Here is a 26324-nt window from a genome sequence, read left to right on the forward strand (position 1 = left end):
TGGACCGGCCACGTCCGACCCAGCAGAGCCATGCGGGTGATCGGCTGTCGGTCGAGCTGGACGCGCAACTGGTCCAGGCCCTGAAAACCACGGCGCGCGAGCAGGGCGTCACCCTGTTCATGCTGCTCCTGGCTTCGTTCCAGACCTTGCTGCAGCGCTACACCGGGCAGGACGATATTCGTGTGGGCGTCCCGGTCGCCAACCGGACCCGGGTCGAGACGGAACGGCTGATCGGTTTCTTCGTCAACACCCAGGTGCTCAAGGCCCAGTTCAATGCGGCGCTGACCTTTACCGAGCTGCTGCAGCAGGTCAAGAGAACCGCCTTGCAGGCCCAGGGGCATCAGGACCTGCCATTCGAACAACTGGTCGAGGCGCTGCAACCGGAACGCAGCCTGAGCCATAGCCCGCTGTTCCAGGTGATGTACAACCACCAGAGCCAGGTCAGTGGCGAAGGGCACCAGTTGTCAGGGCTGCAGGTGCAGGGACTGGTGCTGGACAGCCATACCGCGCAGTTCGACCTGACTCTGGACACCAGCGAGCACGGTCAGGGCCTGGGGGCGACCCTGACCTATGCCACCGCGCTGTTCGACCGCAGCACCATCGAACGCATGGCGCGTCATTGGCGGGCATTGCTGGTGGCGATCAGCCGCGATGCGACCCGACGGATCGCCGACCTGCCGTTGCTGGACGACACCGAACGGCAGCAGGTCGAGCGGCAGTGGAACCGTACCGCGGCGGAGTATCCGGACCAGGCGTGCGTGCATGGCCTGATCGAGGCCCAGGCTACACGCACGCCCGAAGACACGGCGCTGATCTGGCGCGACGGGCGCATGAGCTACCGGCAGCTGGACCTGCGTTCCAACCAGTTGGCGCATACCTTGCGTCAGGCGGGCGTGGGACCCGATGTGCTGGTGGGGATTGCGGTCGGGCGTGGTCCGGACATGCTGCTGGGCCTGCTGGCGATTCTCAAGGCCGGCGGTGCCTATGTGCCGCTGGACCCGGACTTCCCCGGGGACCGGCTGGCCTACATGATGCAGGACAGTGGCCTGCAACTGTTGCTGACCCAGAGCCCGCTGCTGGAGCACCTGCCGCTTCCCGAGGGCGTGCGCCGCCTCTGCCTGGACCGTGAAGAACAATGGCGCGATGGCGTGGACGATGCGCCGCTGGCGAATCTGGCCCTGCCGGACAACCTGGCCTATGTGATCTACACCTCGGGTTCCACCGGCAAGCCCAAGGGCGTCGAGGTACGCCACCAGGGCCTGACCAACTTCCTCTTCAGCATGGCCAGGCAGCCGGGGATCGATGCCCGCGACCGGGTGTTGTCGCTGACTTCGCTGTCATTCGATATCGCCGGCCTGGAGTTGTACCTGCCGTTGATGTGTGGTGCCTCGGTGGTATTGCTGGAAAACGGTGGCAACAAGGACCCGCAGGCGCTGGTCGAGCTGATCGAGCACAACGCGGTCACCCTGGTCCAGGCGACCCCGTCGACCTGGCGCATGCTGCTCGACCAGGCGCCGGCCGGCCTGCTCGCCGGACGCAAGGTCCTCTGCGGCGGCGAGGCGTTGAGCGCCGAGCTGGCGCAGCGGTTGATCGAGCAGGCCGGGCATGTCTGGAACGTCTACGGCCCGACCGAGACGACGATCTGGTCCGCCGCCCATTACCTGACCGCCAGCGACGATATCTGGCTGGGCCGGCCGATCGCCAACACCCGCCTGCATATCCTCGGGGATGACTTCGAGACCTTGCCGCTGGGCGCGCGCGGTGAACTGCTGATCGGTGGTCACGGCCTGGCGCGTGGCTACCATCAACGCCCGGGATTGACCGCCGAACGCTTCGTGCCCGATCCGTTCGACGAGCAGGGCGGCGGGCGCCTGTACCGCACGGGAGACCTGACCCGTTATCGCGAGCAGGGGGTGATCGAGTACGTCAGCCGTCTCGATCACCAGGTGAAGATCCGTGGCTTCCGTATCGAGCTGGGGGAAATCGAGGCACGCTTGCAGGAACATGCCGCGGTCCGCGAAAGCAGTGTCATCGATCTCGATGGGCCGACAGGCAAGCAACTGGCAGCCTACCTGGTGCTCAGCGACGTGGGCGCCGAGCAGCCCTGGGCGTCGTTGCACGCACTGCTCAAGGCGCACTTGAAGGCCGGCTTGCCGGACTACATGGTGCCCGCGTACCTGGTGCCGCTGGAGCGGATGCCACTGACCCCGAACGGCAAGCTTGACCGCAAGGCGCTGCCGCTGCCGGAGGCCAGCGCGGTGCAGCGTACCCATGTCGCCCCGCGGACCGAACTGGAACAGCGCCTGGCCGACATCTGGGCCGAGCTGTTGAAGGTCGAGACGGTCGGCTTGAACGATAACTTCTTCGAGCTGGGCGGGCATTCGTTGCTGGTGATCTCCCTGGTCGGCCGGCTGCGTGAGGCCTTCGATGTGACGATCAAGCTGCATGACTTCCTGCTGATGGAGACATTGGCCGATCTGGCCGACTTCATGCGCGAAGGCGAGGCGAAAGTGAAGACGCCGGTCATCGGCATGAACGGCTGCCGTACCGATAGCGCACCGCTGTTCTGCCTGCCGCCGGGCGGTGGTGGTACCTACTCCTACTACCCGTTGGCGGGGCAACTGAAGGACAACCGGCGGGTCTACGGGCTGGTCAACAAGAGCTATGTGGTGCCGGGTTGGTTCGACCGTTCATGGGAAGAGATGGTCGGCTACTACGTCCAGCAGATCCGACTGACCCAGCCTGAGGGTCCCTACAACCTGCTGGGTTGGTCCCTGGGTGGCGCCCTGGCGATCGAAGTCGCGCATGTGCTGGAGCAGGGGGGGGAGCGGGTGAGCTTCCTCGGCCTGGTGGACACCAGCCTGCCGGCGGCACTGCAGGTCTTTGCGTCCGAGCAGGAGCCGGCACCGGATGCCGCGCCACAGGAGCAGAGCCTGTTCGCGAATCTGGTCGGCAGCCTCCTGGCCTTCGTCCCCGGTGTCGAGGAACAGGCCATTGTCGGGCTGATCGAGCAGGCGCGGGCGCAGTGGACCGACGAGCAAGTGATTGCCGACTGGGTCATCGACCAGGTCGCGTTGGCCGGTGGTGTCAGTGCCGACGGCTTGCGCGAGGTCTACCGCGATATCGCCGTGCAGGATGAAATCGAGACCGGCTACCGCCTGCTGCGCACCAATGCGATCCTGAGCGAGGCTTTCACGCTCAAGCCGTTGCAGGTCAAGCCGGACTGCTGGTGGGCGGGGGCGAGCAAGACCGCCGAGGAAATCGGCGCGGCGCAGGCCGTCCTGGCGCAGCAGTGCGCGCGCAATGGACTGGCCGCCTCGACGGCGCTGGAGGAGAACCACGACAGCATCATTCTCTCCCAGGCCTTGTTGACGGCGGTGCTGGAGCGTCTGAAGTCAGTCTGACTGAGCCGGCGGGACATGAAAAAGCCAGGGCCCATGCCCTGGCTTTTTCATGTTGTGAATGGAAGTGTGGCTACGGTCTTCCTGCTGGTGACCTTTGACCTTTGACCTTTGACCTTTGACCTTTGACCTTTGACCTGTGACCTGTGACCTGTGACCTGTGACCTGTGACCTGTGACCCTGTGACTGGTGACTGGTGACTGGTGACTGGTGACTGGTGACTGGTGATTTGGGGCGAATCAGCTTGTTGTGGCGAGCGGGCTTGCCCGCGCTGGGGCGCGCAGCGGCCCTGAAACCTGTATCCCCGATGTATCAGAAGAACCGGTTACTGGAGACTTGCGGCCGCTTCGCAGCCGAGCGCGGGCAAGCCCGCTCGCCACAGAAACAGTCGCCCATAAAAAACCAAGGGTCGCCCCTTGGTTCTTTTAACGCCAACCTTGTGCGGTCAGAAGTCGCCGCGCAGGGTGACCATGAAGTTGCGAGGTTCGCCGTAGTAGCTGCCGCGACGCAGTTCGCCGGTCGCCTCGTAGTACTTCTTGTCGAAGACGTTCTTCAGGTCGAACGACAGTTTCCAGTTGTCGTCCAGCTTGTACTGCGTGCGTGCATCCCAGATGGCCCGGCCCGGGTTGGGAATATCCTGGCCGTTGAAGTGCGATACGTAGCCACTCTGGGTCGATACACCGCCGCCCACGCTCAGGCGGTTCAGGTCGCCTTGCAGGTTGTACATGGTGGAAACGCGCAGCATGTGTTTAGGCGTTTCCGAGTCGATTGAAGATCCGTCGTCGTTGCGGGTGATGTTGTAGGTGTAGCCGGCGCTCATCTGCCAGCCGGTGGCAACTTCGCCGCTGGCTTCCAATTCTACGCCCTTGCTGGTGCTGGGGGGACCGTTTACATAGCAGGTGCCGGTGTTGGGGTTTAATGTCGCGCAGATGCTCGAATCAGCAGTAGTGTCTTCCTGGGACAGATCTTTCTGCTTGATGTAGAACACGGCGGCGGAGACGTTCAGACGGCCATCATACAGCGCACCCTTGATGCCGGTTTCATAGTTCGAACCCAGGGTCGGTTTCAGGCTCTTGCCGTCTTCGGTTCGGTAATTGCTTTGGGGGCGGAAGATATCGGCATAGCTGGCGTACCACGACCATTCTTCGTTCAGGTCGTAGATAAGCCCGGCGAACGGTGTGAATTTATTGTCTTCACGGTAGTCGTTGGGTGTAGCTTTGGTCGGTGTGGCAGTGTAGTCATACCTCGTATTGTCGTTCTTGTACCAGCTCAGACGGCCACCTAGCACCAGACTCAGGGGCTCGGCCAGGCGCAGGCGCAGGGTGCTGTAGAGGCCATACTGACGCTGGGTGATATCGTCCAGGCTCTGCCAGGCCGGCTGTTCCGGCTTGGAGATAAGGTGGTGGTCGGGATCGAAGACGTCGATCGGCAGGTCGATCCCTACCAGCGACTGCTTGCTCAGAATGTGTTGCTGCGACCAGTTGGCACCGACCATCAACTCATGGGTCAGGCCAAAGGCGTCGAAGTTGCCCGAGATATGGCCGTCGATACCCTTGCTGGTGACGTATTCACGGCGGAACTGGGTGTTGGATAGAAAGGTTCCGCTCTGAGTCGCAGGGTCCAAGGCACCCTGTGAATAGGCCACGCGCTGGTTGAACATGCTCTGCGACTGGGTCACCGACACCTTGCTGGTCCAGTTGTCGTTGAGATGATGTTCCAGGTCGGCGAAGACCTCATTGACCTCGATTTCGTGGCGGTTCCAGTCCTGGCCCAGCGAGGTGGAGCGCGAAACGTCGATCTCGCGACCGTTGTTGTAACGAGGCAGGCCGAAAATCGTGTAGCCATGATAGAGCGTGCGCTGATGGCGCAGGCCGACCGCCAGGGTTGTGGAGTCGTTCAGGTCGGCTTCGACGATGCCGTACAGTAGCGGGGTTTCAGAGTTCAGCCCATCCTGGAAGTAGCCGCGATCCTCATAGGCGACCACGGCACGACCGCGCAAGGTGCCTTGCTCGTTCAGTCGGCCCCTGCCGTCCAGGTCCATGCGGTAGTTGTCCCAGGAACCAGCGCTGGTGCTGATCGAGAAGTGCGGGTCGGCAGTTGGGCGTTTGCGCACCAGGTTGACCGCGCCGCCTGGGTTGCCGGCACCGACCAACAGCCCGGAGGCTCCACGCAGGACCTCGACGCGGTCGAATACCGCCATGTCAGGCCGGATCCAGCCGGTCATGTTGTAGGCCAGTCCGGGAATGCCATCGATCATGTAACTGTCGTCTTCCAGGGTAAAGCCCCGGGAGTTGAAGACGTTACCGCCGAAGTTACGGTTGGAGCGGGTGATACCGGTAGTCTGCGCCATCACCTCATCAAGCTTGGTGAGGTTCTTGTCATCCATCTGCTGGCGGGTCACGACCGTGACCGACTGTGGCGTTTCCCGCAGCGAATGCGCGGTCTTGCCGATGGTCACCGCGCCGGTGGTGTAGGAGCCGGTGCCATCCGTGCTGGTACCCAGTGCCTGGGACTGGCCGCTGATGGTGGTGGCCGACAGGTTCAGGCCCGAGCTGATGGTGGCCGCAGTGCTGCTCAGGGTCAGGGTGTCGCCCTGAAAGCTGTAGTTCACACCGGTGTTCTTCAGCAGTTCACCGGCCGCCTGGCCGGGCGTGAGCTTGCCCTTGACCGGTGCTCCCTGCAGGCCCTTCACCCGCTCCGGGTTGTACAGCACCTGGATATTGCCCTGGCGCCCCAGCTCCTGCAGGGCTGCCGCCAACGGCTGGGCGGCGATGTTGAACTCGAACTCCTGGGCCTGTACCTGCGCAGCCATCGGCAGTGCCAGCACCATCCCCATGGCGCCGAGCGTGACCGGCGAGCGCAGCATCTTGCGAACCAGCAAGGCTGTGCTCAAGGGTGTCAGTCGGTGTGTTGTCGGCATTCTTTCAGCTCTTTCTAAGTGTGGAAAAGCAACTAGGAATTGTTATTACTTGAGAAGAAGACGCACCAGCCCGACAAAATCGGAAAACAAAGCAGAAAAATTTTGGTGAGGGGGCTTTCTTCCATGACCGTTGCGTGCGGGACGCAATGCGGCGGGACTGTCGTGGCGCTGGCTAATAGGAAGAACGAACGGGCGGGAGAACAATTTAGGTGGGTTCACCCCGCGCCTTGCGCGCGGGGTGACGGGGGTCAGGCGGGTACGGCCTCGCGTTGCACCCGTTCGACCTGGATCTGCCCGGCCTGCATGCGCACCAGTTGGTCGGCCACCGGAAAGTAGCGGTCATCGTGTGAGATGACGATGATGGTCTTGCCCTGGTCGCGCAGCTCGGGCAGCAGCTCGGTGTAGAACACCCGACGGAAGGCCGGGTCCTGGTCGGCGGCCCATTCGTCGAACACCAGCACCGGGCGTTGTTCCAGCCAGGCATTGAGCAGCGCCAGGCGCTTGCGCTGACCGGTGGACAGGTCCGTGGTGCTGAAGCTGCCGTCGCGGATGCTGACCTTGTGGGCGATGTCCAGGCGCTCCAGGTACTTGATCGATTCCGGCGGCAGTGGCGTGCCGCCCTGGGCCACTTCGTCGAAGAGGTAGTAGTCGGCGAAGATGGTGGTGAACAACTGGCGGTAGTCGTCCAGGGCCTGGGCGGTGACCGGCGCGCCATTGAGGCGGACTTCGCCCTGTTGTGGCGTGTACAGGCCCAGCAGCAGCTTGATCAGGGTGGTCTTGCCGCAACCGTTCTCGCCGACGATGAAGACGATCTCGCCCTGGCGGATGGTCAGGTCGACCGGGCCGAGGTGAAATGGCGGCACGCCTTCGACCGGTGGGTAGTCGTAGCGCAACTGGCGCAGCTCGATGCTCTGCAGCGGCGTCGGATCGATTCCCCGATCGTTGACCAGCAGATGCGGCTCTGGCGAGGAGAAGCGCCACGACAGTTCGGCGATACGGCGCAAAGCGATCTCGGCGCGACTGATGCTCGGGATGGTCGTGACCAGTCGCTCCAGCGGGCCCTTCATGTACAGCATGACCAGCACGAAACCGCCGAGCACGGTCTTGTCGGTACTCGGCCAGAGCGCCTGGAAGGTGATGGCGATACCGATGACCGCGAAGAACAGCATCGAGCCGAACGTCTCGGCGCTGACGAAGATGTTCGCTGCACGGATGTTGGCCTGGCTGATGCGCTCGGTGGTGCCGTGGATCTGTTGGTCGTGCATGAACTGCCGGCGCTGGCGCTGGATGCGCAGCTCCTTGGAGCCGGCGGAAATCGCCTGGTAGTGCTTCTGCAGTTCGTCTTCGCCGTCCCGTGCCCGCAGGATGCTGCGCATGCCGATACGGTGGGCGAGCCACTGCGCGCCGCTGCCGATGATCACGGTCACCAGGGTCAGGGCGAGGATTTGCCAGGACAGCGCGGCCAGATAGGCCAGGCAGCCGACGGTGACGGTGAAGGCGATCACCATCGGCGCCACTGACAGGGCGAAGGTGCTGAGGGTGCTGACATCGTTGAGCAGCACCGGGATCAGCCGATGGGCACGATAACGTTCCAGTTGCTCGATGGGAGCCACCAGCACCTTGGCGGCCAGTTCCTGCCGCAACCGGGCGACCACGCGCTGGCCGACGTAGTTGGTCAGCAGGTTGGAAACCGTCGAACAGGCCAGGGTCAGTATGCACAGGCCGCCAAACAGCAGGGCGATACGGGTGTCCGGGCCACCGCTCGCATTCATGGCGTCGTTGATGGTCGCCAGCAGGGCGGTGACGCTGAGGCCGCTGACAACCCCCAGGGCGGCCGAAAGGACCACCAGCAGCCAGAAGGGCTTGAGGATCCTCAGGGTTTCCTGGGCGAGGCTTTGTGCTTGGAGAGGCATGGGGGCTACTCGTGAAGGTCTTCGGAAACAGGCGCCGCGCGCGGCGCCTTGAACTCTTTAGACGAGTGTTTTGCAGTGGGATTTAGAGTTCGCGGACGACGCGAAAACCCAGCCAGTCGCCACGGGTGTATTCGCTGCGTTCGTTGCGGTTGGCGGAGCGGGAGAAGACCGGCGCTTCGGTCCAGTCATTGCCACGGATCGAGCGGCGGTCCTCGCATTCCTGGCTGTCCAGGCGCGGGCTGCCGTCGGTCGGTGCGCCCGTGTAGGTGTCGACATAGCAGTCGGCGGTCCACTCCCAGACATTGCCGTGGCCGTCATAGACGCCGAAGGCATTGGGTGGGAAGCTGCCGGCCGGCGAGGTGTAGCTGAAACCGTCCGCCGGGCCATAGGTATTGGCGTGCTTGGCGATGCTGTACTCCTTGCCCTCGTCGAAGGGGAAGGGGAACGGGCCTTTGGTGCCACCGCGCACGGCGTATTCACGCTGGGCCTCGCTGACCAGGTGGTAGGCCTTGCCGGTTTTCTTCGACAGCCACTTCGCATAGGCCTCGGCCTCGCGCCAATCCATGCAGACCGCCGGCTGCCGGTCGCTCATGGGGTAGCGTGGCTCACCGGCCAGGCATTCGCGACCCGGGCGGGTATCGCCGTCCGGCATCGTGTAGCCGGTGCTGTGCAGGTAGGCTTTCCATTCGCCGGCCAGGACCTGAAAGCGGCTGATGGCGAAGGCCTTCTTGAAGGTGACCTCATGCATCGGTCCTTCATCCGGTTCACGACCGATCTCGTCTTCCGGACTGCCCATGGTGAAGCTGCCAGCGGGCAATACCACCATTTCCGGGCAGTCCTTGCAGTCCTTGAACACCTTGCCCGGCAGCGGCGTGCTGGCGGCGAAGGTATTGCCGCACAGCCCGCTGGTGAAGAGGGCGGCGAGGGTCAGGGTCGACCGGAGGCCGACACGGGAGCGTGTGCAGGTGGATTGTGCTGTCATGGGATATCTCGCAGGCAGAAGTCTGAAAACGTTGGGTCGTACCGCCGGGAGCGGTTCATAGCTGCTGGCCGAGCAGGGCCATGAACCGGTCCAGTTCGGCTTCGGTGTTGAGCAGACCGGGAGCGGTGCGCACCACTGGCCCGACGTCGCGGTCCACCGCATCGACCACCACCTTGTTCTTGAGCAGGCGGGCGGCGACCTGGTCGCTGTCCTGGCCCTTGACCCGGAAGAAGCTGAAACCGGCCGACAGCTCCGGGCTCATGGGCGTGACCAGTTCGATGCGCGAATCGGCCTGCAGGCGTTGCTTGAGCTCGCTGTTGAGGGCGTGGATCCGTGCCTGAACATCGGCCTTGCCCAGCTCCAGGTGCAGTTCGAAGGCCTGGTCCAGGGCCCAGCGATGTTCGAAGGCGTGATAGCCACCGGGGCTCATCGAAGTGGCGAAGTTGGTGTCTTCGGAAAAGGTCGGCTCCAGTGGCGTGACGTCCCGGAGTTCTTCCGAACGGGCGCAGACGATGCCAGTGCCGCGCGGGCCGAACATCCACTTGTGGGTGCCGGCAATGAAGAAGTCGCAGTGCATGTCCGGAAAGTCGAGGTTGTCGACACCGAAGCCATGGACGCCATCGACCACGTAGAGAATACGGTCCTTGTCGTCGCGGTTGCGGTTCCTTTCCGCCACCAGCTTGCCGATCTCGCCGATCGGCAGCTTGACCCCGCTGCCGGACTGTACCCAGGTCATGCCCAGTACACGGGTTTCGGGTTTGATCGCGCGAGCGATATTGCCGAGTACCTCGTCGGCCGAGACGCGGTGGGCGTCCTTGAACAGGCTGATCTTGCGCACCCGGGTGCCTTGGCGTTCGGTGCGCAGGCGCAGGGTGTTGCGAGTCGAGTAATGCTCGTGCTCGGTGGTGAGGATTTCCTGGTCGTGGCGAACATGGATGCCACCGTAGATCATTGCCAGGCCTTCGGTGGTGCTGCCGGTCAGGGCGATCTGGCCCGGCTGGGCCTTCAGGTAGCGCCCGGCGGCGTGACGCACCTGGCTTTCGCGCTGCCAGGTTTGCGCCAGGTCCCAGTCCATCGCCAGGCCCGGGTTGCGATCGATGGCTGCGCGATGGCGTTCGATGGCGTCGCGCACCGGCTTGGGGTGGCTGGTGACCAGGAAGTTGGAGAAGTGCAGGTAGTCCGGGTCCTGGTCGAACAGCTGGCGTAGCCGCGCCCATTTGTCGCCACCTTGCGCGGGGCTGGCGGCCGATGCCGAGGCAGCGGCGGCAAGGTCCAGGCGGGTACCGAGCGGCAGGCTGGCGGCGAGCAGGCCGGCCTGCTTGAGAAAGGTTCTGCGGTCAGTCATGAATGATCACTTGGACGGTCTGGATAATGGATCGGTGCCCAACGGGAACGCGTCGGGCCGTTTTCCGCACGAAGGGGGACCGGGGGATGCTCAGTGCCTGGCCGCCTTCTGCACCTGGTCCCAGACCCGCAGGAAATTGCCGCCCCAGAGCTTGGCGATGTCCGCTTCGGAGTAGCCACGCTGGAGCAGTTCGGCCGTCACGTTGCGGGCTTCGCTGACATCCTTGAAGCCATCGATGCCGCCGCCGTCGTTGAAGTCCGAACTGATGCCGACGTGGTCGATGCCGATTTTCTTCACCGCGTAGTCGATGGCGTTGCCAAAGTCCTTCAGGTCGGCCTTGGGTTCCTTGTCGAGGATTGCGTACAGCTCGCTGGCGTATTCGCCGAAGCGTTGTTCCGGCCAGACGGTGATGATCGGGTCGCCGGGCATCAGCGCCATGGCGAGGTTGGGCAACGGCGGCAGGTCGAAGCGCTTGCGCAGGGCGTTGAGCTTGTCCTGGGTCGGCTGGCTCAGGGGGCGCAGGTAGGCGGGGAAGGCGACGATCTGGACCACGCCGCCGCTGTTCTTGATCAGTTGCATTTCCTGGTCGCTGAGGTTGCGTGGAATGTCCACCAGCGCGCGCGGTGCCGAGTGTGAGGCGACCATGGGCGTGCGGCTCAGCTGGCTGACCTGTTCCAGGGCCTTGGTCGACATCTGCGAGACATCGATGATCACCCCCAGGTCGTTGAGACGATGCACCGCCTGCTTGCCGATTTCGGACAGGCCGCCCAGGGCGTCGGGGGTATCGTTGAGAAACGGCAGCGGGCGGGACGAGTCGGCCCAGTCGTTGTTGCCCACGTAGCTGAAACCGAACATGCGCATGCCGCGCGCGGTCCAGGTGTCCAGCAGGCTGAGGTCATGGCCCAGTGGGTAGGCGTTGAGCATGCTGATGAAAATCGCGAACTTGCCTTCGCCATGCAGCCTGCGCATGTCATCGGGGGTGTAGGCGATGCCGACGCGATTGGGGAAGTCACGGACCATCCCGGTGATGATCTTGTAGCGCACTTCCTGCTGCTTGCGCGCCTCGTCGACGAAGCCTGCCGTCGGGTGATGCGGAGCGTTCGCGCCGTTCCAGATCTCCGGCCAGCCGAATACCGTCAGGGCGGCGGCGGACAGGCGCCCGCGGTCGGCCTTGACCAGATCGAACTGGCCGGAACCGTCCTTGTCCGCCTCGCGGCCTTCGGCGCCGAAAGTCAGCGGCACGGTGATGTGGCTGTCGAACGAGATGATCCGCTCCTGCAGCTCGTCCGCCTGCTTGACGATATCCAGCGGGTAGCCGGGATTGGACCAGTACTGCCAGCCCAGCCAGGCCGAGGCGGCGCCGATGGCCAGGGCCAGGGGCAGACCGATATAGAGAGCCTTTTTCGAACGCGGTTTTGTCATTGCCATCTCATTCTGGTTCGCAGGTCACAGGCAGCCACAAGGGCTTTTGCTATCTGGGAGGAACGAGTGGAGGTGCAGGGAATTTAGCGCTTTCGTGTCACGCGACAGGCTAAATTTCCCCCAGGGTTCAACGTCCTAGCTGGGATAAGGCCTGCTTCGGGGCTGACACAGGTAGGGCGATGACGATTTCTCGACGAGGGTTCATAGCAGGCCTGGCGCTTACCGGCGCCGCCATCCCCGCGGCTTATTACGCACAGCGTGAACTGACGCGCGAGGACGAGCCCATCACGCCGGGCGAGGCCACGGTCGATCTGCCGGACACGGCGGGCCAGCGCCTGGCCAACAACTTGCGCGGAGTCTGGAGCATCCGTTTCGAGGGTCGCGATGCCGGCCTGGCGGGACTACCGCTGGAAGGGGTGCAGGTGTTGCTCGATATCGCGCCGCGTGGTCGCGGGGTGCGCGGTTTCATCGATACGGCCGAGGGCCTGCGCGGTGACGCCGAACCACGGTTGCGCATCGTCGGCGACCTGGCGGTGGCCGATGGTGCCCGGCTGTTCTGGCGCCTGTTCCGCGGCTCGGAGGTGTTCCCCGAGTATGAGTTGAGCATGATCCTCGACGAGGTCTGGGGCACTTACGGCAATGCTGGCAGTGGCACCCTCACCGGGCGTATCGAGCGCCTCGACCGGCCGCTGGCGTTGACCCAACTGGACAGCCGTTTCGTCGCCACCAAGCACACCTTTCCCGAAGCCCGCGAACGCATCGGCCTGAGTGCACCCCTGCTGGCCTGGCTGGTGTCGCCCGAGCATCGGCTGTTCCACCAGCTCTGGCATGCCACCCGGGACAAGTGGCACAAATTGCCCGAAGACAAGCGCGATGGCCTGCGCGGCATCGGTTGGCAGCCCGGTCCGCGCGACAAGGAGCGTGATGCCCGAGGGCCGCGCAAGGACCGCAATGGTTCGGGGGTCGACTTCTTCTTCATGCACCGGCACATGCTGCAGGCGGCGCGGGCTATCCAGCCGTTGCCGTCCTGGCGCCGTTTCCCGCAGCCGCAGCCGGAGCTGGAGCGTGACCGCCAGGGGTTCATCCGTTACTTCGACAACCATGACGGCTGGGCGGTACCGCCGACCTGGCTGGCCGAGGACGATGACGACTACAGTCAGTGGGTCAGCGACATCAAGAGCAGCGAGACCTACCACAGCAACTTCCAGGTCTGGGAGTCGCAGTACACCGATCCGCGCTATCTGTCCAAGCTGACCCTGGGCCAGTTCGGCTCGGAGCTTGAGCTGGGCCTGCACGACTGGTTGCACATGCGTTGGGCCGCAGTACCGCGCGACCCGTCCAACGACGCGCCGGTGCCGATGGCCCGCGAGTTCACCGATTTCGCCCCGCGTTGGTTCCAGCCGGAGAACGACTTTCTCGGTGACCCGTTCTCTTCCCACGTGCACCCGGTGTTCTGGTTGTTCCATGGCTGGATCGATGATCGCATCGAAGACTGGTTTCGTGCCCATGAACGCTTCCATCCGGGCCAGGTCACGCGACTGCAGGTCAATGGCGTGCCGTGGTTCGCGCCCGGGCGCTGGGTCGAGGTGGATGATCCGTGGCTGGGCCCGAGCACCCATGGATGCAGCACCACGCCGGGCCTGAGCATCGGCAAGTCGGTGGAGATGGATCCGGAGACCATGAAGCTGGCGCTGCGTATCACCTTCGCCGACGAGAAGGGCTTGCCCGACCTGCTGCGACGGGTACCGCGGCGCCCTTGGTATGCCCGGCACCTGTCGTTGAAAGATCGTTTCTTCTAAAGTCCCTGTGGATGGGCGCGAAGCGCCCTGCGAGGCATTCCCACGCGGAGCGTGGGAACGATCGGGTGCGGAGCGTGGGAGCGATCGACGCGGAGCGTGGGAACATTCGATGCGAAGAGTGGGAACGATCGAAGTGGAGCGTGGGAACGATCGAATGGCTGCTGCAAGGCCACTGCAGGGCTGCTGAGGCTTGGTGTGGCGAGCGGGCTTGCCCGCGCTGGGCCGCATTGCGGCCCCAGGTCCGGCCACTGCGGTGTATCAGGATGAGCGCGGCGGTGCGGCATCCCGACGAGCCCGTCGCCACAGGACGGTGTTAGATCACCCAGGCACTGAGGGCCGCCCTGGGCAGCCATTCGTGGATCGTTCCCACGCCCCGCGTGGGAATGCAGCCAGTGACGCTCAGCGTCACCCGCGCCGAAACAGGTTCAGCGCTCGCTCCAGCCCCCACCCAACGCCTTGTACAGGGCGATACTGGCTTGCAGGCGGCTCAGTCGCAGTTGCACGTTCAGGTCTTCGGCGGCGTACAGCGTGCGTTGCGTCTCCAGTACGGTCAGCAGGTCCTCGGCCCCCGCCCGGTAGCGACTCTGGGACAGTTCGAAGGCCGCCTTGGCCTGCCGCAGTTCCTCTTCCTGCCACTGGCGTTGCTGATCCAGGCGCTCGATGCTGTTGAGCGCCTTTTCGACATCGGCAAAGCCATTGATGATCGCCCCGCGATAGGTCTCCAGCAGTTCCTCTTCGCGGGCCGTGGCCTTGTCCCGTCCCGCCCGCAGGCGGCCGTTGTTGAAGATCGGTGCGACCAGCCCGGCGGTCAGGTTGTAGAACGGCGTGCGCAGGGCCTCGGAAGCCTCGCCGGACTCCGAGGCCAGGCGGGCGCTCAAGGTCAGCTTCGGCAACATCGCCGCCCGTGCCACCTTGACGTCGGCCTGGGCCGCCGCCAGTTGCGCTTCGGCGCGGGCGATGTCCGGGCGACGACTCAGCAGCTCGCTGGGCAGGCCGGCATCGATCGGTGGCCAGCTCAGGCTGGAGAAGGGCCGGCTGCCAATCCGCAAGGCCCGCACCGGTTGACCGAGCAGGGCGGCCAGGCTGATCAGCGACTCCCCGGCCTGTTGCTGGATCAGTGGCAACTGCCGCTGCTGGGCGGCGACCAGACTTTTCTGCTGGGCCAGTTCCAGGGCCGTGGCCGAGCCCGAGTCGTAGCGGGTCTGCACCAGCTTGAGCACACTTTGGGCGTTGACCAGGTTCAGTTCGGCGATGTGCTGCTGTTCGCGGGCGGACAGGGTGCGGGCGTACTGGTCGGCGACGCTGCCGAGCAGGGTCAGTTCCACCGTGGCCTGGTCGAATTCGCTGGCACGCAGGCTTTGCAGGGCGCTATCGCGAGTGGCGGCCAGCCCGCCCCAGAAGTCCACCTCGTAGGTGGCGGTGAGGCCGGCACCGAAGCTTTTGCTGTTGTTGTCGCTGTCGGCGGTGCCGTGCAGCAGCTTGCTGCGGCTGGCGTCCAGGTTCAGGTCGAGCTGTGGCAGCAGCGGGGCGCCGGCGATCACTGCGCTGGCCCGGGCCTGGCGCACCCGTGCGGCGGCGGCGGCGATGTCGTGGCTGTCCCGGCGTGCCTGCTCGATCAGTTGGTCGAGTTCGGGGCTGCCAAATTGTCGCCACCACTGGCGGTTGTCCTGTTGCATGGCCTGGCGTTGGGCAAACTGCCAGGCGGCTGGCGGCGTCAGGCCGCTGTCCGGGGTGGAAGCGGGGCCGCTGCAGGCATTGAGCAGCAGGCACACCGTAAGCAGGGAGAGTTGCGGCTTCATAGATCGATCATTCACTGGTAAGGGCTGCCACCGGATCGAGCCGGGCGGCTTTGCGGGCCGGCATGAAGCCGAAGATCACGCCGGTGACCAGGGCGCAGGCGAAGGCACCGGTCACGGCGGCCAGGGAGAAGGCCACGGCGACCTTGCTCAGTATCAGGATGCCGCCGATGCCCAGGGCCAGGACCACGCCGGCCAGGCCGCCGACCACCGAGAGCATCACCGCCTCGGTCAGGAACTGGCGCAGGATGTCTCGCTGGCGGGCGCCGGTGGCCATGCGGATACCGATTTCCCGGGTACGCTCGCGTACGGTCATGAGCATGATGTTCATCACGCCGATCCCGCCCACCAGCAGCGAGATGGCGGCAATCGAACCGAGCATCAGCGACAGGGTGTTCTGGGTGCGGGCCTCGGCCTGGATCATCGCCGCGTTGTTGGTCAGGCGGAAGTCGCGCCGGCCGTTGTGCAGGGTCATCATCACCTGGTCGATGGCGCGTTCGGCGTCCTTGACGTTGCGCCCGTCGCGGGTGGCGATGGCCACGTACTCCGGGTTGTGGGTGCCGAACAGGCGGACGCTGGCGGCGGAGTAGGGGATCGCCACCCGCTCGTCGCTGTCGGTCTCGCCGGAGGTGGCACCTTTTTCCTGGAGTACGCCGACGACCTGGAACGGCACGTTCTCGATCAGCAGGTACTGGCCAATAGGGGTGGGCAGGTCCTGGAACAGCTTTTCGCGGATCTTGTGGCCGATCACCGCCACCGCTGCGCCACTGCGCGCATCCTCCTGGGTGAAGTAGCTGCCTTCGACCACCGGCCAGTTGAAGATCGCCGGGAACTGCGTGTCGTTGCCGCCGACATAGGCGTTGTGGTCCAGGTTGCCGAAGCGCACCGTTGCATCGTTGCCGTTGACCGGCATGATCATTTTCACCTGGGGCAGCGCCGACAGCGCCGCCACGTCGTCCAGGGTGATGATGCCCAGTGGTGCGCGGGGCGCAGGGGCGGCGCCGCTCAGGTAGATGATGTTCGAGCCGAAGGCGCCCATCTGGGCGATGACCTGGCGCTTGCTGCCTTCGCCCACCGCCAGCATGACCACCACCGAGGCGACGCCGATGATGATGCCGAGCAGGGTCAGGGCCGTACGGAAACGGTTGATCCACATCACCCGCCAGGCGGCCTGCACGGCCTCGAGCAGTTCGCTTTTCCAGGCGCCGTTGTATTCGCTGCCGTCGCTCAGGCGCTGGCGCAGGTCCACCGCCCGCAGGGCGCCCGGGTTGGCGCTGGGCGCGGCGGCGCCGGCGTGCCGGGCGCTGTCGCTGATGATCAGGCCGTCACGGATCTCGATGATGCGTTTGGCGCGGGCCGCGACTTCGCGGTCGTGGGTGATCAGGATCACCACGTGGCCCTGGCCCGCCAGTTCGTCGAGCAGGGTCATCACCTCGGCACCGCTGTGGCTGTCGAGGGCGCCGGTGGGTTCGTCGGCGAGAATGATGTGGCCGCCGTTCATCAGGGCACGGGCGATCGACACCCGTTGCTGCTGGCCGCCGGAAAGCTGGTGCGGGCGATTGCCGCGACGGCTTTCCAGGCCCAGGCGGTCGAGCAGGGCGGCGGCGCGGGCATGGCGCTCGGCCGCCGGGGTGCCGGCGTAGATGGCCGGCATCTCGACGTTTTCCTGGGCTGATCCGGAAGGAATCAGGTGATAGCCCTGGAACACGAAGCCGAAGGCCTCGCGACGCAGCCAGGCCAGCTCGTCGGTGTCCAGTTCGGCCACCGGCTCGCCGGCGAAGCGGTAGCTGCCGGACGTGGGGCGGTCCAGGCAGCCGAGGATGTTCATCAGGGTCGACTTGCCCGAGCCGGAGGCGCCGACGATAGCGACGAACTCGCCGGCATGGATCGACAGGTCGATGCCGCGCAACACTTCCACCAGTGGGCTGTCGTCACCACCATAGGATTTACGGATGTCCTGCAGTTCGATCAGTGGCGTTTGCATTCAGCCTCCGCTACCGACGGCCGGACCGATCAGCAGATGATCGCCCTCGGCCAGGCCGTCGAGTACCTGGATGCGCAGGCGATCGCTGATGCCGGTGCGCACTTCACGGGTCTCGATGCGGCCTTCGGGGGTGACCACCCGGGCCGTCTGCCGGTGCGGGTCGTGGCCGCCCTGCAGGGCAGCGATCGGTGCCGTGAGGACGTTCTGCGCCCGATCGGCGACGAAGAACACCTGGGTGGTCATTTCCGCCATCAGGGCCTGGTCGGCGTTGTCCACATCCAGCAGCACGGTATACAGCACTACCCGTGCGGCACCGCTCTTGCTGCTGCCGCTGGGGCTGTTGCTGCCGCTCTGGCTGGACTGTTCCAGGGGCTTGGGCGGTACCGGCAGGATCTGTCGCACAGTGCTGCTCCAGCGCCGGTTGCCGCCGCTGAGGGTGGTGAAGTAGGCACTCATGCCCGGCTTGACGTGGCCGATGTCGGCTTCGGAAACCTCGGCCCAGACGGTCATCGGCGACAGCTTGGCGATCCTCAGGATCAGCGGCGTCTGCTGCTGGGCATTGAGGGTCTGGCCCTCGCGGGCATCGAGGGCGACCACGGTGCCGGCCATGGGGGCGTAGATGCGGGTATAGCCCAGCTCCGCCTCGTCGCTGCGCAGGCTGGCCTGGGCCTGGAGAATCTGCGCCTGGAACATGTCGATGCGTGCCTGGGTGGTACGCATCTCGGCCTGGGCACTCTGGATGTCCTCGACCCGCGTCGCACCACCGGCATTGAGTTGCAGTTGGCGCTGGTATTTCTGCCGGGCCAGGTCATGCAGGGCACGCTGCTCCTGGAGCTGGGCCCTGAGGTTTTCGATGGAATAGCGCCCCGCGTCGAGCCTGGCCTTCTGCGTCGAGGGATCGATCTCGACCAGCAACTGGCCTTCTTTCACCTGGTCGCCGACCTCGACGTGGATCTTGTGGATCTGCCCGGAGGCCTGGGCACCGACATCGACGTAGCGGCGTGGTTGCAAGGTGCCGAGGGCGGTCACGCTGCTTTCTATATCACCGCGGTTGACCGTGACGGTGGCGAAACTGTCGCGCCCCGGTGGCAGGATCTGCCAGGTGGCGAAGGCGACGACAGGGATCAGGCAGAGCGAGACAAGCAGGGCGCGTCGGGTGCGTCGAGGACGTTTCATGCAGGGTTCCAGCCGATGGGAGATCGATCCGTGATTACGCCAGCGGATTGTTTCCGGCTGCTGGCGGGGACACGGGAGATTTCAGTTAGACGAGGAGCCCTGTGGCGAATTTAAGTCTTTGTCCGGCGCTGTTTTACCGGGCATTTCACGCTTTTGTCTGGGAATGCTTTAAATCTATATGAGAATTACTATAAATTACACATTTTCAAACTGCCATCATCGAGCCCTGATCGCCGATGACTCAAGGACCGGCCCCGCCGAGTGTGCGGACAGGAGTCATATTGGAAAACTACTACCGTGAACTGGTGTGTTTCTTCAATGCGAAGCTGGGCAATCGTCAGGTTGTCGAGGATGTGGTGCATGATGCCTATCTACGGGTGCTGGAGCGCTCCAGCGATAGACCGATAGAACAACCGCGGGCGTTCCTCTATCGCACGGCGATGAACCTGATGATCGACGACCGGCGGCGCAATGCCGTGCGCCAGAACGAGCCTTTGGCGGTGCTCGATACCGACGAGCGGTTTTTCAGCCCATCACCGCAAACCGAACTGGATCGTGACCTGCGCCTGGACATGCTGCAGCGCGCCCTTGCCGAATTGCCGAGCCTGTGCCGTGACAGTTTCATGCTGCGCAAGCTGGAGGGCCTGTCGCATCCGGAGATCTCCGAGCGCCTGAACATTTCCCGCAGCCTGGTGGAAAAACATATCGTCAACGCTATGAAACACTGCCGTGCCCGCATGCGCCAGTGGGACTGCGAATGAGGCCGGGAGGCCTGAACCTGAACCCTTCCTGAAGAACTTTCCGGTAGCCCTGCGAAACACTTTGTTACCGTTTACGCTGCAAATGTCGAAGTGTAAGCTTCGCGCGTTTTCATCCATTGCGGAGGCCCATGTGGGTACTTGTTCGAGTGACAGTAGTCGGCCGGTTCCGATGACCGGCATATTCCCGGCAAGATAACGCGCAGTCTCTCCCTGTCGTTGTCTCGCCCGAAAGCGAGAAGCGGCATCCCGATCACCGCCCCTGGCGGCGGTATCCCGAAGTCCCTTTTCCCGACACTGAACAGCCTGTGATGTGGCCCCGTGGCCCGTCGCGACGCTATCGACACGCCTGGCGTTTTTGCCGGGCGGCCGGCCGCGCCTGTCCCATCCTGGGTAACGCGGCCTGGCGGTATCGTGCATGCGGACTCCGCTCGCAAGATCAACGTCGCCCGTGTCCCTGCCGTTGCAGGAGCCGGGCCGGTGGTACGGGAGGCAGCCCCATGAAACTCACCCTGTTGAAAGAATTCTTTGCCGGTTTCCTGCGGACCCGGCATTTCGCCCGGCATTTCCGTCGCCTGGCCCTGCTCGAAAGCATGACCGACGCCACGGTCAGCCGCGAGGTCCCGCCGACCCTGGCGCAGACCCTGGTGGCGGCGGCCAATGATCATCCCCAGGGGCTGATGGAACGTCTCGGTGCTCATGCCGACGGCTTGAGCGAAGCCCAGGCCCAGGCCCTGCGCGAGCAGTTCGGGTTCAACGAGGTCGAGCATGAGCAGCCGCTGCCGTGGTGGGTACACCTGTGGCACTGCTACAAGAACCCCTTCAACCTGCTGCTGACCCTGCTGGCGCTGATCTCCTGGCTGACCGATGACCTCAAGGCCGCCACGGTGATCTTCTCCATGGTGGTGCTCTCGACCCTGTTGCGCTTCTGGCAGGAGGCCAAATCGAACAGGGCCGCCGATGCGCTCAAGGCCATGGTCAGCAATACCGCGACCGTCATGCGCCGGGATTTCGCCGCGGACACCTCGCCGGTGTTCGGCAGGTTCCACGCCAGCGCCACGCAGGTGCAGGGTGCCCAGCGCATCGAACTGCCGATCCGCCAACTGGTGCCGGGCGACCTGATCGTGCTCTCGGCGGGCGACATGATTCCCGCCGACTGCCGGGTGCTGACCGCCAAGGACCTGTTCGTCAGCCAGGCGGCGATGACCGGCGAGTCGATGCCGGTGGAGAAGTTCGTCCGCCAGATCGATCCCAGCGCCACCAACCCGCTGGACCTGGACAACATCCTGTTCATGGGCACCAACGTGGTCTCCGGGGCCGCCACCGCCGTGGTCCTGACCACCGGCAACAACACCTACTTCGGCGCCCTGGCCCAGCGGGTCAGCGCCACCGACCGTGCGCCGACCTCGTTTCAGCACGGTGTGAACAAGGTCAGCTGGCTGCTGATCCGCTTCATGTTCGTGATGGCGCCACTGGTGCTGTTCATCAATGGCTTCACCAAGGGCGACTGGATGGAGGCGCTGCTGTTCGCGCTGTCGATCGCCGTCGGCCTGACCCCGGAAATGCTGCCGATGATCGTCACCTCGACCCTGGCCAAGGGCGCGGTGTTCCTGTCGCGCAAGAAGGTCATCGTCAAGCGCCTGGACGCGATCCAGAACTTCGGCGCGATGGACGTGCTGTGCACCGACAAGACCGGCACTCTGACCCAGGACAAGATCTTCCTGGCCCGCCATGTCGACGTCTGGGGCGAGGAGTCCGAGGACGTGCTGGAAATGGCCTACCTCAACAGCTACTACCAGACCGGGTTGAAGAACCTGCTGGACGTCGCCGTGCTCGAACATGTCGAGATCTATCGCGAGCTGCAGGTCGGCACCGCGTTCCGCAAGGTCGACGAGATTCCGTTCGACTTCAATCGCCGGCGCATGTCGGTGGTGGTGGCCGAGCAGGATCATCCGCATCTGCTGATCTGCAAGGGCGCGGTGGAAGAGGTGCTGTCGGTGTGCAGCCGGGTTCGTCACGGCGAAGCCGAGGTCGCACTCAGTGACGAACTGCTGGCGCGGATTCGTCAGGTCACCGCGGCCTTCAACGAAGAAGGCCTGCGGGTGGTGGCGGTTGCCGCGCGCTCCATGGAGGCCGGGAGCGACGTCTACAGCCTGGCGGATGAGCAGGACCTGACCCTGATCGGCTACGTGGCCTTCCTCGACCCACCCAAGGAAAGCACCGCGCCGGCCCTTCGTGCGCTGGCCGAACATGGTGTCGCGGTGAAGGTGCTGACCGGTGACAATGAACTGGTCACCGCCAAGATCTGCCGTGAGGTCGGCTTGGAGCAGCAGGGACTGTTGATGGGCAGCGACATCGAGCGCATGAGCGACAAACAGTTGGCCAAGGCGATCGAGACCACCAACGTGTTCGCCAAGCTGACCCCGTCGCACAAGGAACGCATCGTTCGCCTGCTCAAGGCCAACGGGCACGTGGTCGGTTTCATGGGCGACGGCATCAACGACGCACCGGCCCTGCGCACCGCCGACATCGGTATCTCGGTGGACAGTGCCGTGGATATCGCCAAAGAGGCGGCTGATATCATCCTGCTGGAAAAGAGCCTGATGGTGCTGGAGGAGGGCGTGCTCGAAGGTCGCCGGACCTTTGCCAACATGCTCAAGTACATCAAGATGACCGCCAGTTCGAACTTCGGCAACGTGTTCTCGGTGCTGGTGGCCAGCGCCTTCATTCCGTTCCTGCCGATGCTGCCGATGCACCTGCTGGTGCAGAACCTGCTGTACGACATCTCGCAGATCGCCATCCCGTTCGATAACGTCGACGAAGACCTGCTGCGCAAGCCGCAGCGCTGGCAGCCGGCGGACGTCGGGCGCTTCATGTTCTTCTTCGGGCCGATCAGTTCGATCTTTGACATCACCACGTTCGCGTTGATGTGGTATGTCTTCGATGCCAACACCCCGGACCACCAGACGCTGTTCCAGTCGGGCTGGTTCGTGGTCGGCCTGCTGACCCAGACGCTGATCGTGCACATGATCCGCACGCCGAAGATTCCATTCCTGCAAAGCCGCGCGGCCATGCCGCTGATGGTGATGACCGGGATCATCATGGCCGTGGGGATCTTCCTGCCGATGGGGCCGCTGGCGCACTACTTCAAGCTGCAGGCGTTGCCATCGTTGTACTTCGTGTTCCTGCCGGTGATCCTGCTGGCGTACATGGCGCTGACGCAGGCGGTGAAAGGCTTCTACAGCCGCCGGTTCGGCTGGCAGTGAGGGCCGTTTTGCGGCTGCTCTGCAGCCGAGCGCAGGCAAGCCTGCTCGCCACAGGTAGGGGGGGGCCTTGAGCGGTTGGTTGTGGCGAGTGGGTTTGTGGCGGGCGGTTTTTGTGGTGTAGCCGGTTTTGTGGTGAGCGGGCTTGCCCGCGCTGGAGTGCGCAGCGCTCCTGGAACCGGTGTGCTTGGTGTGTCAGGCAGGTTGAGTGTTGAGGTTTGCGGCTGCCTTGCAGCCGAGCGCAGGCAAGCCTGCTCGCCACAGGTAGTGGGTGTCCCTTGAGCGGTTGGTTGTGGCGAGCGGTTTTTGTGGTGGAGCCGGTTTTGTGGTGAGCGGGCTTGCCCGCGCTGGAGTGCGCAGCGCTCCTGGAACCGGTGTGCTTGGTGTGTCAGGCAGGTTGAGTGTTGAGGTTTGCGGCTGCCTTGCAGCCGAGCGCAGGCAAGCCTGCTCGCCACAGGTAGGGGGGGGCCCTTGAGCGGTTGGTTGTGGTGAGCGGTTTTTGTGGTGGAGCCGGTTTTGTGGTGAGCGGGCTTGCCCGCGCTGGAGTGCGCAGCGCTCCTGGAACCGGTGTGCTTGGTGTGTCAGGCAGGTTGAGTGTTGAGGTTTGCGGCTGCTTTGCAGCCGAGCGCAGGCAAGCCTGCTCGCCACAGGGTTGTAGCCAACCAGGGGGCGATAGCCTGGGTGGTCGGTTAGAGAACATCATCGAAAATGGAGTGAATGGATGAAGGCCCTCGACAACATCAATCTCGAATCGCTGAGCGATACTTTGGTCAGCCTGAGTGCGGCCTTCATCCTCGGTGCCCTGATCGGTTTCGAACGCCAGTACCGTCAGCGCACCGCCGGCCTGCGCACCAACGTGCTGGTGGCGGTCGGGGCGGCGATCTTCGTCGACATGGCCAACCGCCTCGGTGGTGCCGAGGGCGCGGTGCGGGTGGTCGCCTACGTGGTCTCCGGCATCGGCTTTCTCGGTGCCGGGGTGATCATGCGCGAGGAGGGCAACGTTCGTGGCCTGAACACCGCTGCCACGCTCTGGGCTTCGGCGGCGGTCGGTGCCTGTGCCGGGGCCGACCTGATCCTCGAGGCGCTGCTCGGCACGCTGTTCGTGCTGGCGGCCAACACCCTGCTGCGACCGATCGTCAACTACATCAACCGCCAGCCGCTCGACGTGGTCTCGGCGGAGGTCACCTACATCCTCTACCTGAGCGCGCTGCGCGCCGAGCAGAAAGTGGTGCTGTCGCTGCTGGAAAAGGAATTGGAGCGCAGCAACTATCCGGCCAGCGATGTCGAGGTGCGCCCGGTCGGCGACGACGAAGTGGAAATCGAGGCGACCCTGGCAGCCAACTCGATCGACGGCGATGAGCTGGATGCGCTGGTGGCACGCCTGTCGACGTCCAGTCGCGTGCAACAGGCGTTCTGGAGCCCGAGTACCACCGATTGAGCCGCATCTTCCGCTGCGAAGGCTTGGTCTTGGGATTATTCCTACATATCTCTCGGGGGGCGGTCGCTAAAGTGCGCGATCCGTCCGGTCGGCCCGCTAGGTCGCAAGAGGGCCGTGCTCAGGCAGGCATCCAAGAACTTTCCTACACTTGAATTCGTTGGATTCCTTTCTCTTTCGATCGATGCAAGCACGTACCTGTCTCAAGCAGTGGCCGGCGTACTTCTCAAGGATTTGCGATGCGTACAGCACTGATTGTGGACGATCACCCGTTCGTTCGCCTGGCTATCAAGATATTGCTGGAGAAACTCGACTACGAGGTGCTGGCCGAGGCCGACAACGGCGTCGATGCGGTACAGAGGGCCAGGGAACTGGAGCCGCAGTTGATCGTGATGGACCTGAACATTCCCAGGCTCGATGGCCTGGAGGTCATCACCCGGATCAGCGCGCTGGGCCTGCCCAGCAGGATCGTGGTGCTGACCGAGCAATCGCCGGCGTTCTACTCCGAGCGCTGCATGCGTGCCGGTGCCCTGGGCTATGTCTCCAAGACCGCCGAACTCGATGAACTGCAACTGGCAGTGCGGGCGGTGATGCTCAACAAGAGTTTCTTCCCTCGGCTGGAAGACCATGGGCGCATGGCCACCCATGTCAACGAAACCGAGGCACGCCAGATCGAAAACCTCAGCAATCGCGAGCTGAGTATCCTGCGCTACATCGCCCGGGGCATGAAGAACAAGGAGATCAGCGAACTGATGCTGCTCAGCGACAAGACCGTGAGCACCTACAAGACCCGGCTGATCGACAAGCTCAACCTCAAGTCAGTGGTGGCGCTGGCGGAGTTCGCCAAGCGCAACCAGTTGCTCTGAGGCTCAGTCCCAGGCCGGGGCGAGGCCGGCCGGGCTGGTCAGGCGGTGGCCGCGTTCCAGGCCGGCGATCAGCGCCATGTCATCATCGCTCAGGCGCAGCTCGCGGGCCTTGAGGTTGCTGGCCAGGTTCTCGCGTCGGGTCGAGGACGGGATCACCGCATGGCCCAGTTGCATGGCCCAGGCCAGGGCCACCTGGGCCGGGGTGGCCTGGTGCCGTTCGGCTATCTGCTGGATGACCGGATCCTTGAGCACTTCGCCGTAGGCCAGGGTCATGTAGGAAGTGATCTGGATGCCCTGGCTCTGGGCGAATTCCACCACCTTGCGGTTCTGCAGGTAGGGGTGCAGTTCGATCTGGTTGGTGGCGATCTGTTCGGCACCGACGGCGGCGATGGCCTGTTGCATCAGGTCGACGGTGAAGTTGGAGATACCGATCTGGCGGGTCAGGCCCAGTCGCTTGGCTTCCAGCAGGGCGGCCATGAATTCGGTGACCGGCACTTCGTTCCCGGGCGATGGCCAGTGGATCAGGGTCAGGTCGAGGTAATCGGTGCCAAGCTTGCGCAGACTGTCCCGGAGGCTGGGGATCAGCTTGTCCCCGGCGAAGTTGGCGACCCAGATCTTGCTGGTGATGAACAGCTCATCGCAGGCTACGCCGCTGGCGGCGATGGCCTGGCCGACTTCGGCTTCGTTCTCGTAGATCTGTGCGGTGTCGACGACCCGGTAGCCGAGCTCGAGAGCGGTCCTGACCGAATCGATGACGACCTGGCCCTGCAGGCGAAAGGTACCGAGGCCAAAGGCGGGGACAGACATGGTTGACTCCTGGAATGACGGTGGGAATGGGCAGGAGTATCCCCATCCCTATCTTTGAGAAAAATACAGGCTGGGGAAAAGGACTCTTTACCAGCCGGCACGAATTCACGTGGCCAGGTGGGGGGACGCGCAGCGTCCTTGGATGCATTCCCACGCAGAGCGTGGGAACGATCATCAGTTGAGTCTAGGCGCGTCTGGAGCATTACCAGCCTGGCAAGTGTCAGCAAATCCTTCCAAGTCGGTTGTCACCGCCATCAGCATCTCCCATCACGGTCGTGCAACACGCACCGATGATTCCCACGCTCTGGACTGCCCCACACCGATAGCTGCGACGCTCCGCTCCCGTACCGATGGCTCTCACGCCCTGGACCGCCGCACACCGATCGTTCCCACGCTCCGCGTGGGAATGCCTCCCGTGACGCTCCGGCGTCACAAGCGCACACCCGCATCAGGCCAT

Annotated in this window: 15 protein-coding genes; 6 read left to right on the plus strand and 9 right to left on the minus strand. The window is 64.1% G+C overall.

What is annotated here, in order from left to right; genetic code table 11:
• Positions 1-3404, plus strand: a 3404-nt coding sequence (locus K675_RS0121180; RefSeq protein ID WP_017905473.1) for a non-ribosomal peptide synthetase, incomplete at its 5' end; no start/stop codon positions are given.
• 442 nt (positions 3405-3846) lie between these two features.
• Here the strand turns inward: K675_RS0121180 and K675_RS0121185 are convergent.
• From K675_RS0121185 to pvdM, 5 genes are all read right to left on the minus strand, one after another.
• Complete coding sequence (locus K675_RS0121185) at positions 3847-6321, minus strand: TonB-dependent siderophore receptor (RefSeq protein WP_037006993.1); 2475 nt, start codon at positions 6319-6321, stop codon at positions 3847-3849.
• A gap of 248 nt (positions 6322-6569) precedes the next feature.
• Positions 6570-8234, minus strand: a complete 1665-nt coding sequence (locus K675_RS0121190; protein WP_017905475.1) for a cyclic peptide export ABC transporter — start codon at positions 8232-8234, stop codon at positions 6570-6572.
• Positions 8235-8316: 82 nt separating this feature from the next.
• Entirely contained in the window at positions 8317-9216 is a 900-nt protein-coding gene (locus K675_RS0121195) for a formylglycine-generating enzyme family protein (RefSeq protein WP_017905476.1), read from the minus strand.
• A gap of 55 nt (positions 9217-9271) precedes the next feature.
• On the minus strand, positions 9272-10561 hold the full coding sequence (locus tag K675_RS0121200; protein ID WP_017905477.1) for an aminotransferase class V-fold PLP-dependent enzyme: 1290 nt from the start codon (positions 10559-10561) through the stop codon (positions 9272-9274).
• A gap of 90 nt (positions 10562-10651) precedes the next feature.
• The gene (pvdM, locus tag K675_RS0121205; protein ID WP_017905478.1) at positions 10652-11983 is read right to left on the minus strand and encodes a pyoverdine-tailoring dipeptidase-like protein PvdM; all 1332 of its coding nucleotides are present in this window, start codon (positions 11981-11983) and stop codon (positions 10652-10654) included.
• Positions 11984-12162: 179 nt separating this feature from the next.
• Here pvdM and K675_RS0121210 point away from each other — a divergent pair, with 179 nt between their 5' ends.
• Positions 12163-13782, plus strand: coding sequence for a hypothetical protein (locus K675_RS0121210; protein ID WP_017905479.1), 1620 nt, complete (start codon positions 12163-12165; stop codon positions 13780-13782).
• A gap of 425 nt (positions 13783-14207) precedes the next feature.
• On the opposite strand, the gene K675_RS0121215 is transcribed toward K675_RS0121210, so the two are convergent.
• The 3 genes from K675_RS0121215 to K675_RS0121225 are packed head-to-tail and all read right to left on the minus strand — an operon-like array spanning position 14208 to position 18738.
• Complete coding sequence (locus K675_RS0121215) at positions 14208-15581, minus strand: efflux transporter outer membrane subunit (protein ID WP_017905480.1); 1374 nt, start codon at positions 15579-15581, stop codon at positions 14208-14210.
• Positions 15582-15588: 7 nt separating this feature from the next.
• Complete coding sequence (locus K675_RS0121220; protein WP_017905481.1) at positions 15589-17562, minus strand: MacB family efflux pump subunit; 1974 nt, start codon at positions 17560-17562, stop codon at positions 15589-15591.
• Positions 17563-18738, minus strand: coding sequence for an efflux RND transporter periplasmic adaptor subunit (locus K675_RS0121225; RefSeq protein ID WP_017905482.1), 1176 nt, complete (start codon positions 18736-18738; stop codon positions 17563-17565).
• 281 nt (positions 18739-19019) lie between these two features.
• Between K675_RS0121225 and K675_RS0121230 the strand changes: the two genes are divergently transcribed.
• The 4 genes from K675_RS0121230 to K675_RS0121245 all read left to right on the plus strand — a co-directional run bounded on the left by K675_RS0121230 (position 19020) and on the right by K675_RS0121245 (position 25060).
• Complete coding sequence (locus K675_RS0121230; RefSeq protein WP_017905483.1) at positions 19020-19499, plus strand: sigma-70 family RNA polymerase sigma factor; 480 nt, start codon at positions 19020-19022, stop codon at positions 19497-19499.
• Between the two features lie 497 nt (positions 19500-19996).
• On the plus strand, positions 19997-22762 hold the full coding sequence (mgtA, locus tag K675_RS0121235; protein ID WP_017905484.1) for a magnesium-translocating P-type ATPase: 2766 nt from the start codon (positions 19997-19999) through the stop codon (positions 22760-22762).
• A 718-nt stretch (positions 22763-23480) separates the two neighbouring features.
• Entirely contained in the window at positions 23481-24197 is a 717-nt protein-coding gene (locus tag K675_RS0121240) for an MgtC/SapB family protein (RefSeq protein WP_017905485.1), read from the plus strand.
• 236 nt (positions 24198-24433) lie between these two features.
• On the plus strand, positions 24434-25060 hold the full coding sequence (locus K675_RS0121245; RefSeq protein ID WP_017905486.1) for a response regulator transcription factor: 627 nt from the start codon (positions 24434-24436) through the stop codon (positions 25058-25060).
• A gap of 3 nt (positions 25061-25063) precedes the next feature.
• Here the strand turns inward: K675_RS0121245 and dkgB are convergent, their stop codons facing one another.
• The gene (dkgB, locus tag K675_RS0121250) at positions 25064-25867 is read right to left on the minus strand and encodes a 2,5-didehydrogluconate reductase DkgB (protein ID WP_017905487.1); all 804 of its coding nucleotides are present in this window, start codon (positions 25865-25867) and stop codon (positions 25064-25066) included.
• Between the last annotated feature and the right edge of the window lie 457 nt (positions 25868-26324).

Source organism: Pseudomonas fuscovaginae SE-1, assembly GCF_000364705.1.
Lineage (GTDB): Bacteria > Pseudomonadota > Gammaproteobacteria > Pseudomonadales > Pseudomonadaceae > Aquipseudomonas > Aquipseudomonas fuscovaginae_A.

Coding starts and splice junctions, on each gene's coding strand:
- K675_RS0121185 (WP_037006993.1), bottom strand. CDS start 6,321: ATGCCGACAACACACCGACTGACACCCTTGAGCACAGCCTTGCTGGTT.
- K675_RS0121190 (WP_017905475.1), bottom strand. CDS start 8,234: ATGCCTCTCCAAGCACAAAGCCTCGCCCAGGAAACCCTGAGGATCCTC.
- K675_RS0121195 (WP_017905476.1), bottom strand. CDS start 9,216: ATGACAGCACAATCCACCTGCACACGCTCCCGTGTCGGCCTCCGGTCG.
- K675_RS0121200 (WP_017905477.1), bottom strand. CDS start 10,561: ATGACTGACCGCAGAACCTTTCTCAAGCAGGCCGGCCTGCTCGCCGCC.
- pvdM (WP_017905478.1), bottom strand. CDS start 11,983: ATGACAAAACCGCGTTCGAAAAAGGCTCTCTATATCGGTCTGCCCCTG.
- K675_RS0121210 (WP_017905479.1), top strand. CDS start 12,163: ATGACGATTTCTCGACGAGGGTTCATAGCAGGCCTGGCGCTTACCGGC.
- K675_RS0121215 (WP_017905480.1), bottom strand. CDS start 15,581: ATGAAGCCGCAACTCTCCCTGCTTACGGTGTGCCTGCTGCTCAATGCC.
- K675_RS0121220 (WP_017905481.1), bottom strand. CDS start 17,562: ATGCAAACGCCACTGATCGAACTGCAGGACATCCGTAAATCCTATGGT.
- K675_RS0121225 (WP_017905482.1), bottom strand. CDS start 18,738: ATGAAACGTCCTCGACGCACCCGACGCGCCCTGCTTGTCTCGCTCTGC.
- mgtA (WP_017905484.1), top strand. CDS start 19,997: ATGAAACTCACCCTGTTGAAAGAATTCTTTGCCGGTTTCCTGCGGACC.
- K675_RS0121240 (WP_017905485.1), top strand. CDS start 23,481: ATGAAGGCCCTCGACAACATCAATCTCGAATCGCTGAGCGATACTTTG.
- K675_RS0121245 (WP_017905486.1), top strand. CDS start 24,434: ATGCGTACAGCACTGATTGTGGACGATCACCCGTTCGTTCGCCTGGCT.
- dkgB (WP_017905487.1), bottom strand. CDS start 25,867: ATGTCTGTCCCCGCCTTTGGCCTCGGTACCTTTCGCCTGCAGGGCCAG.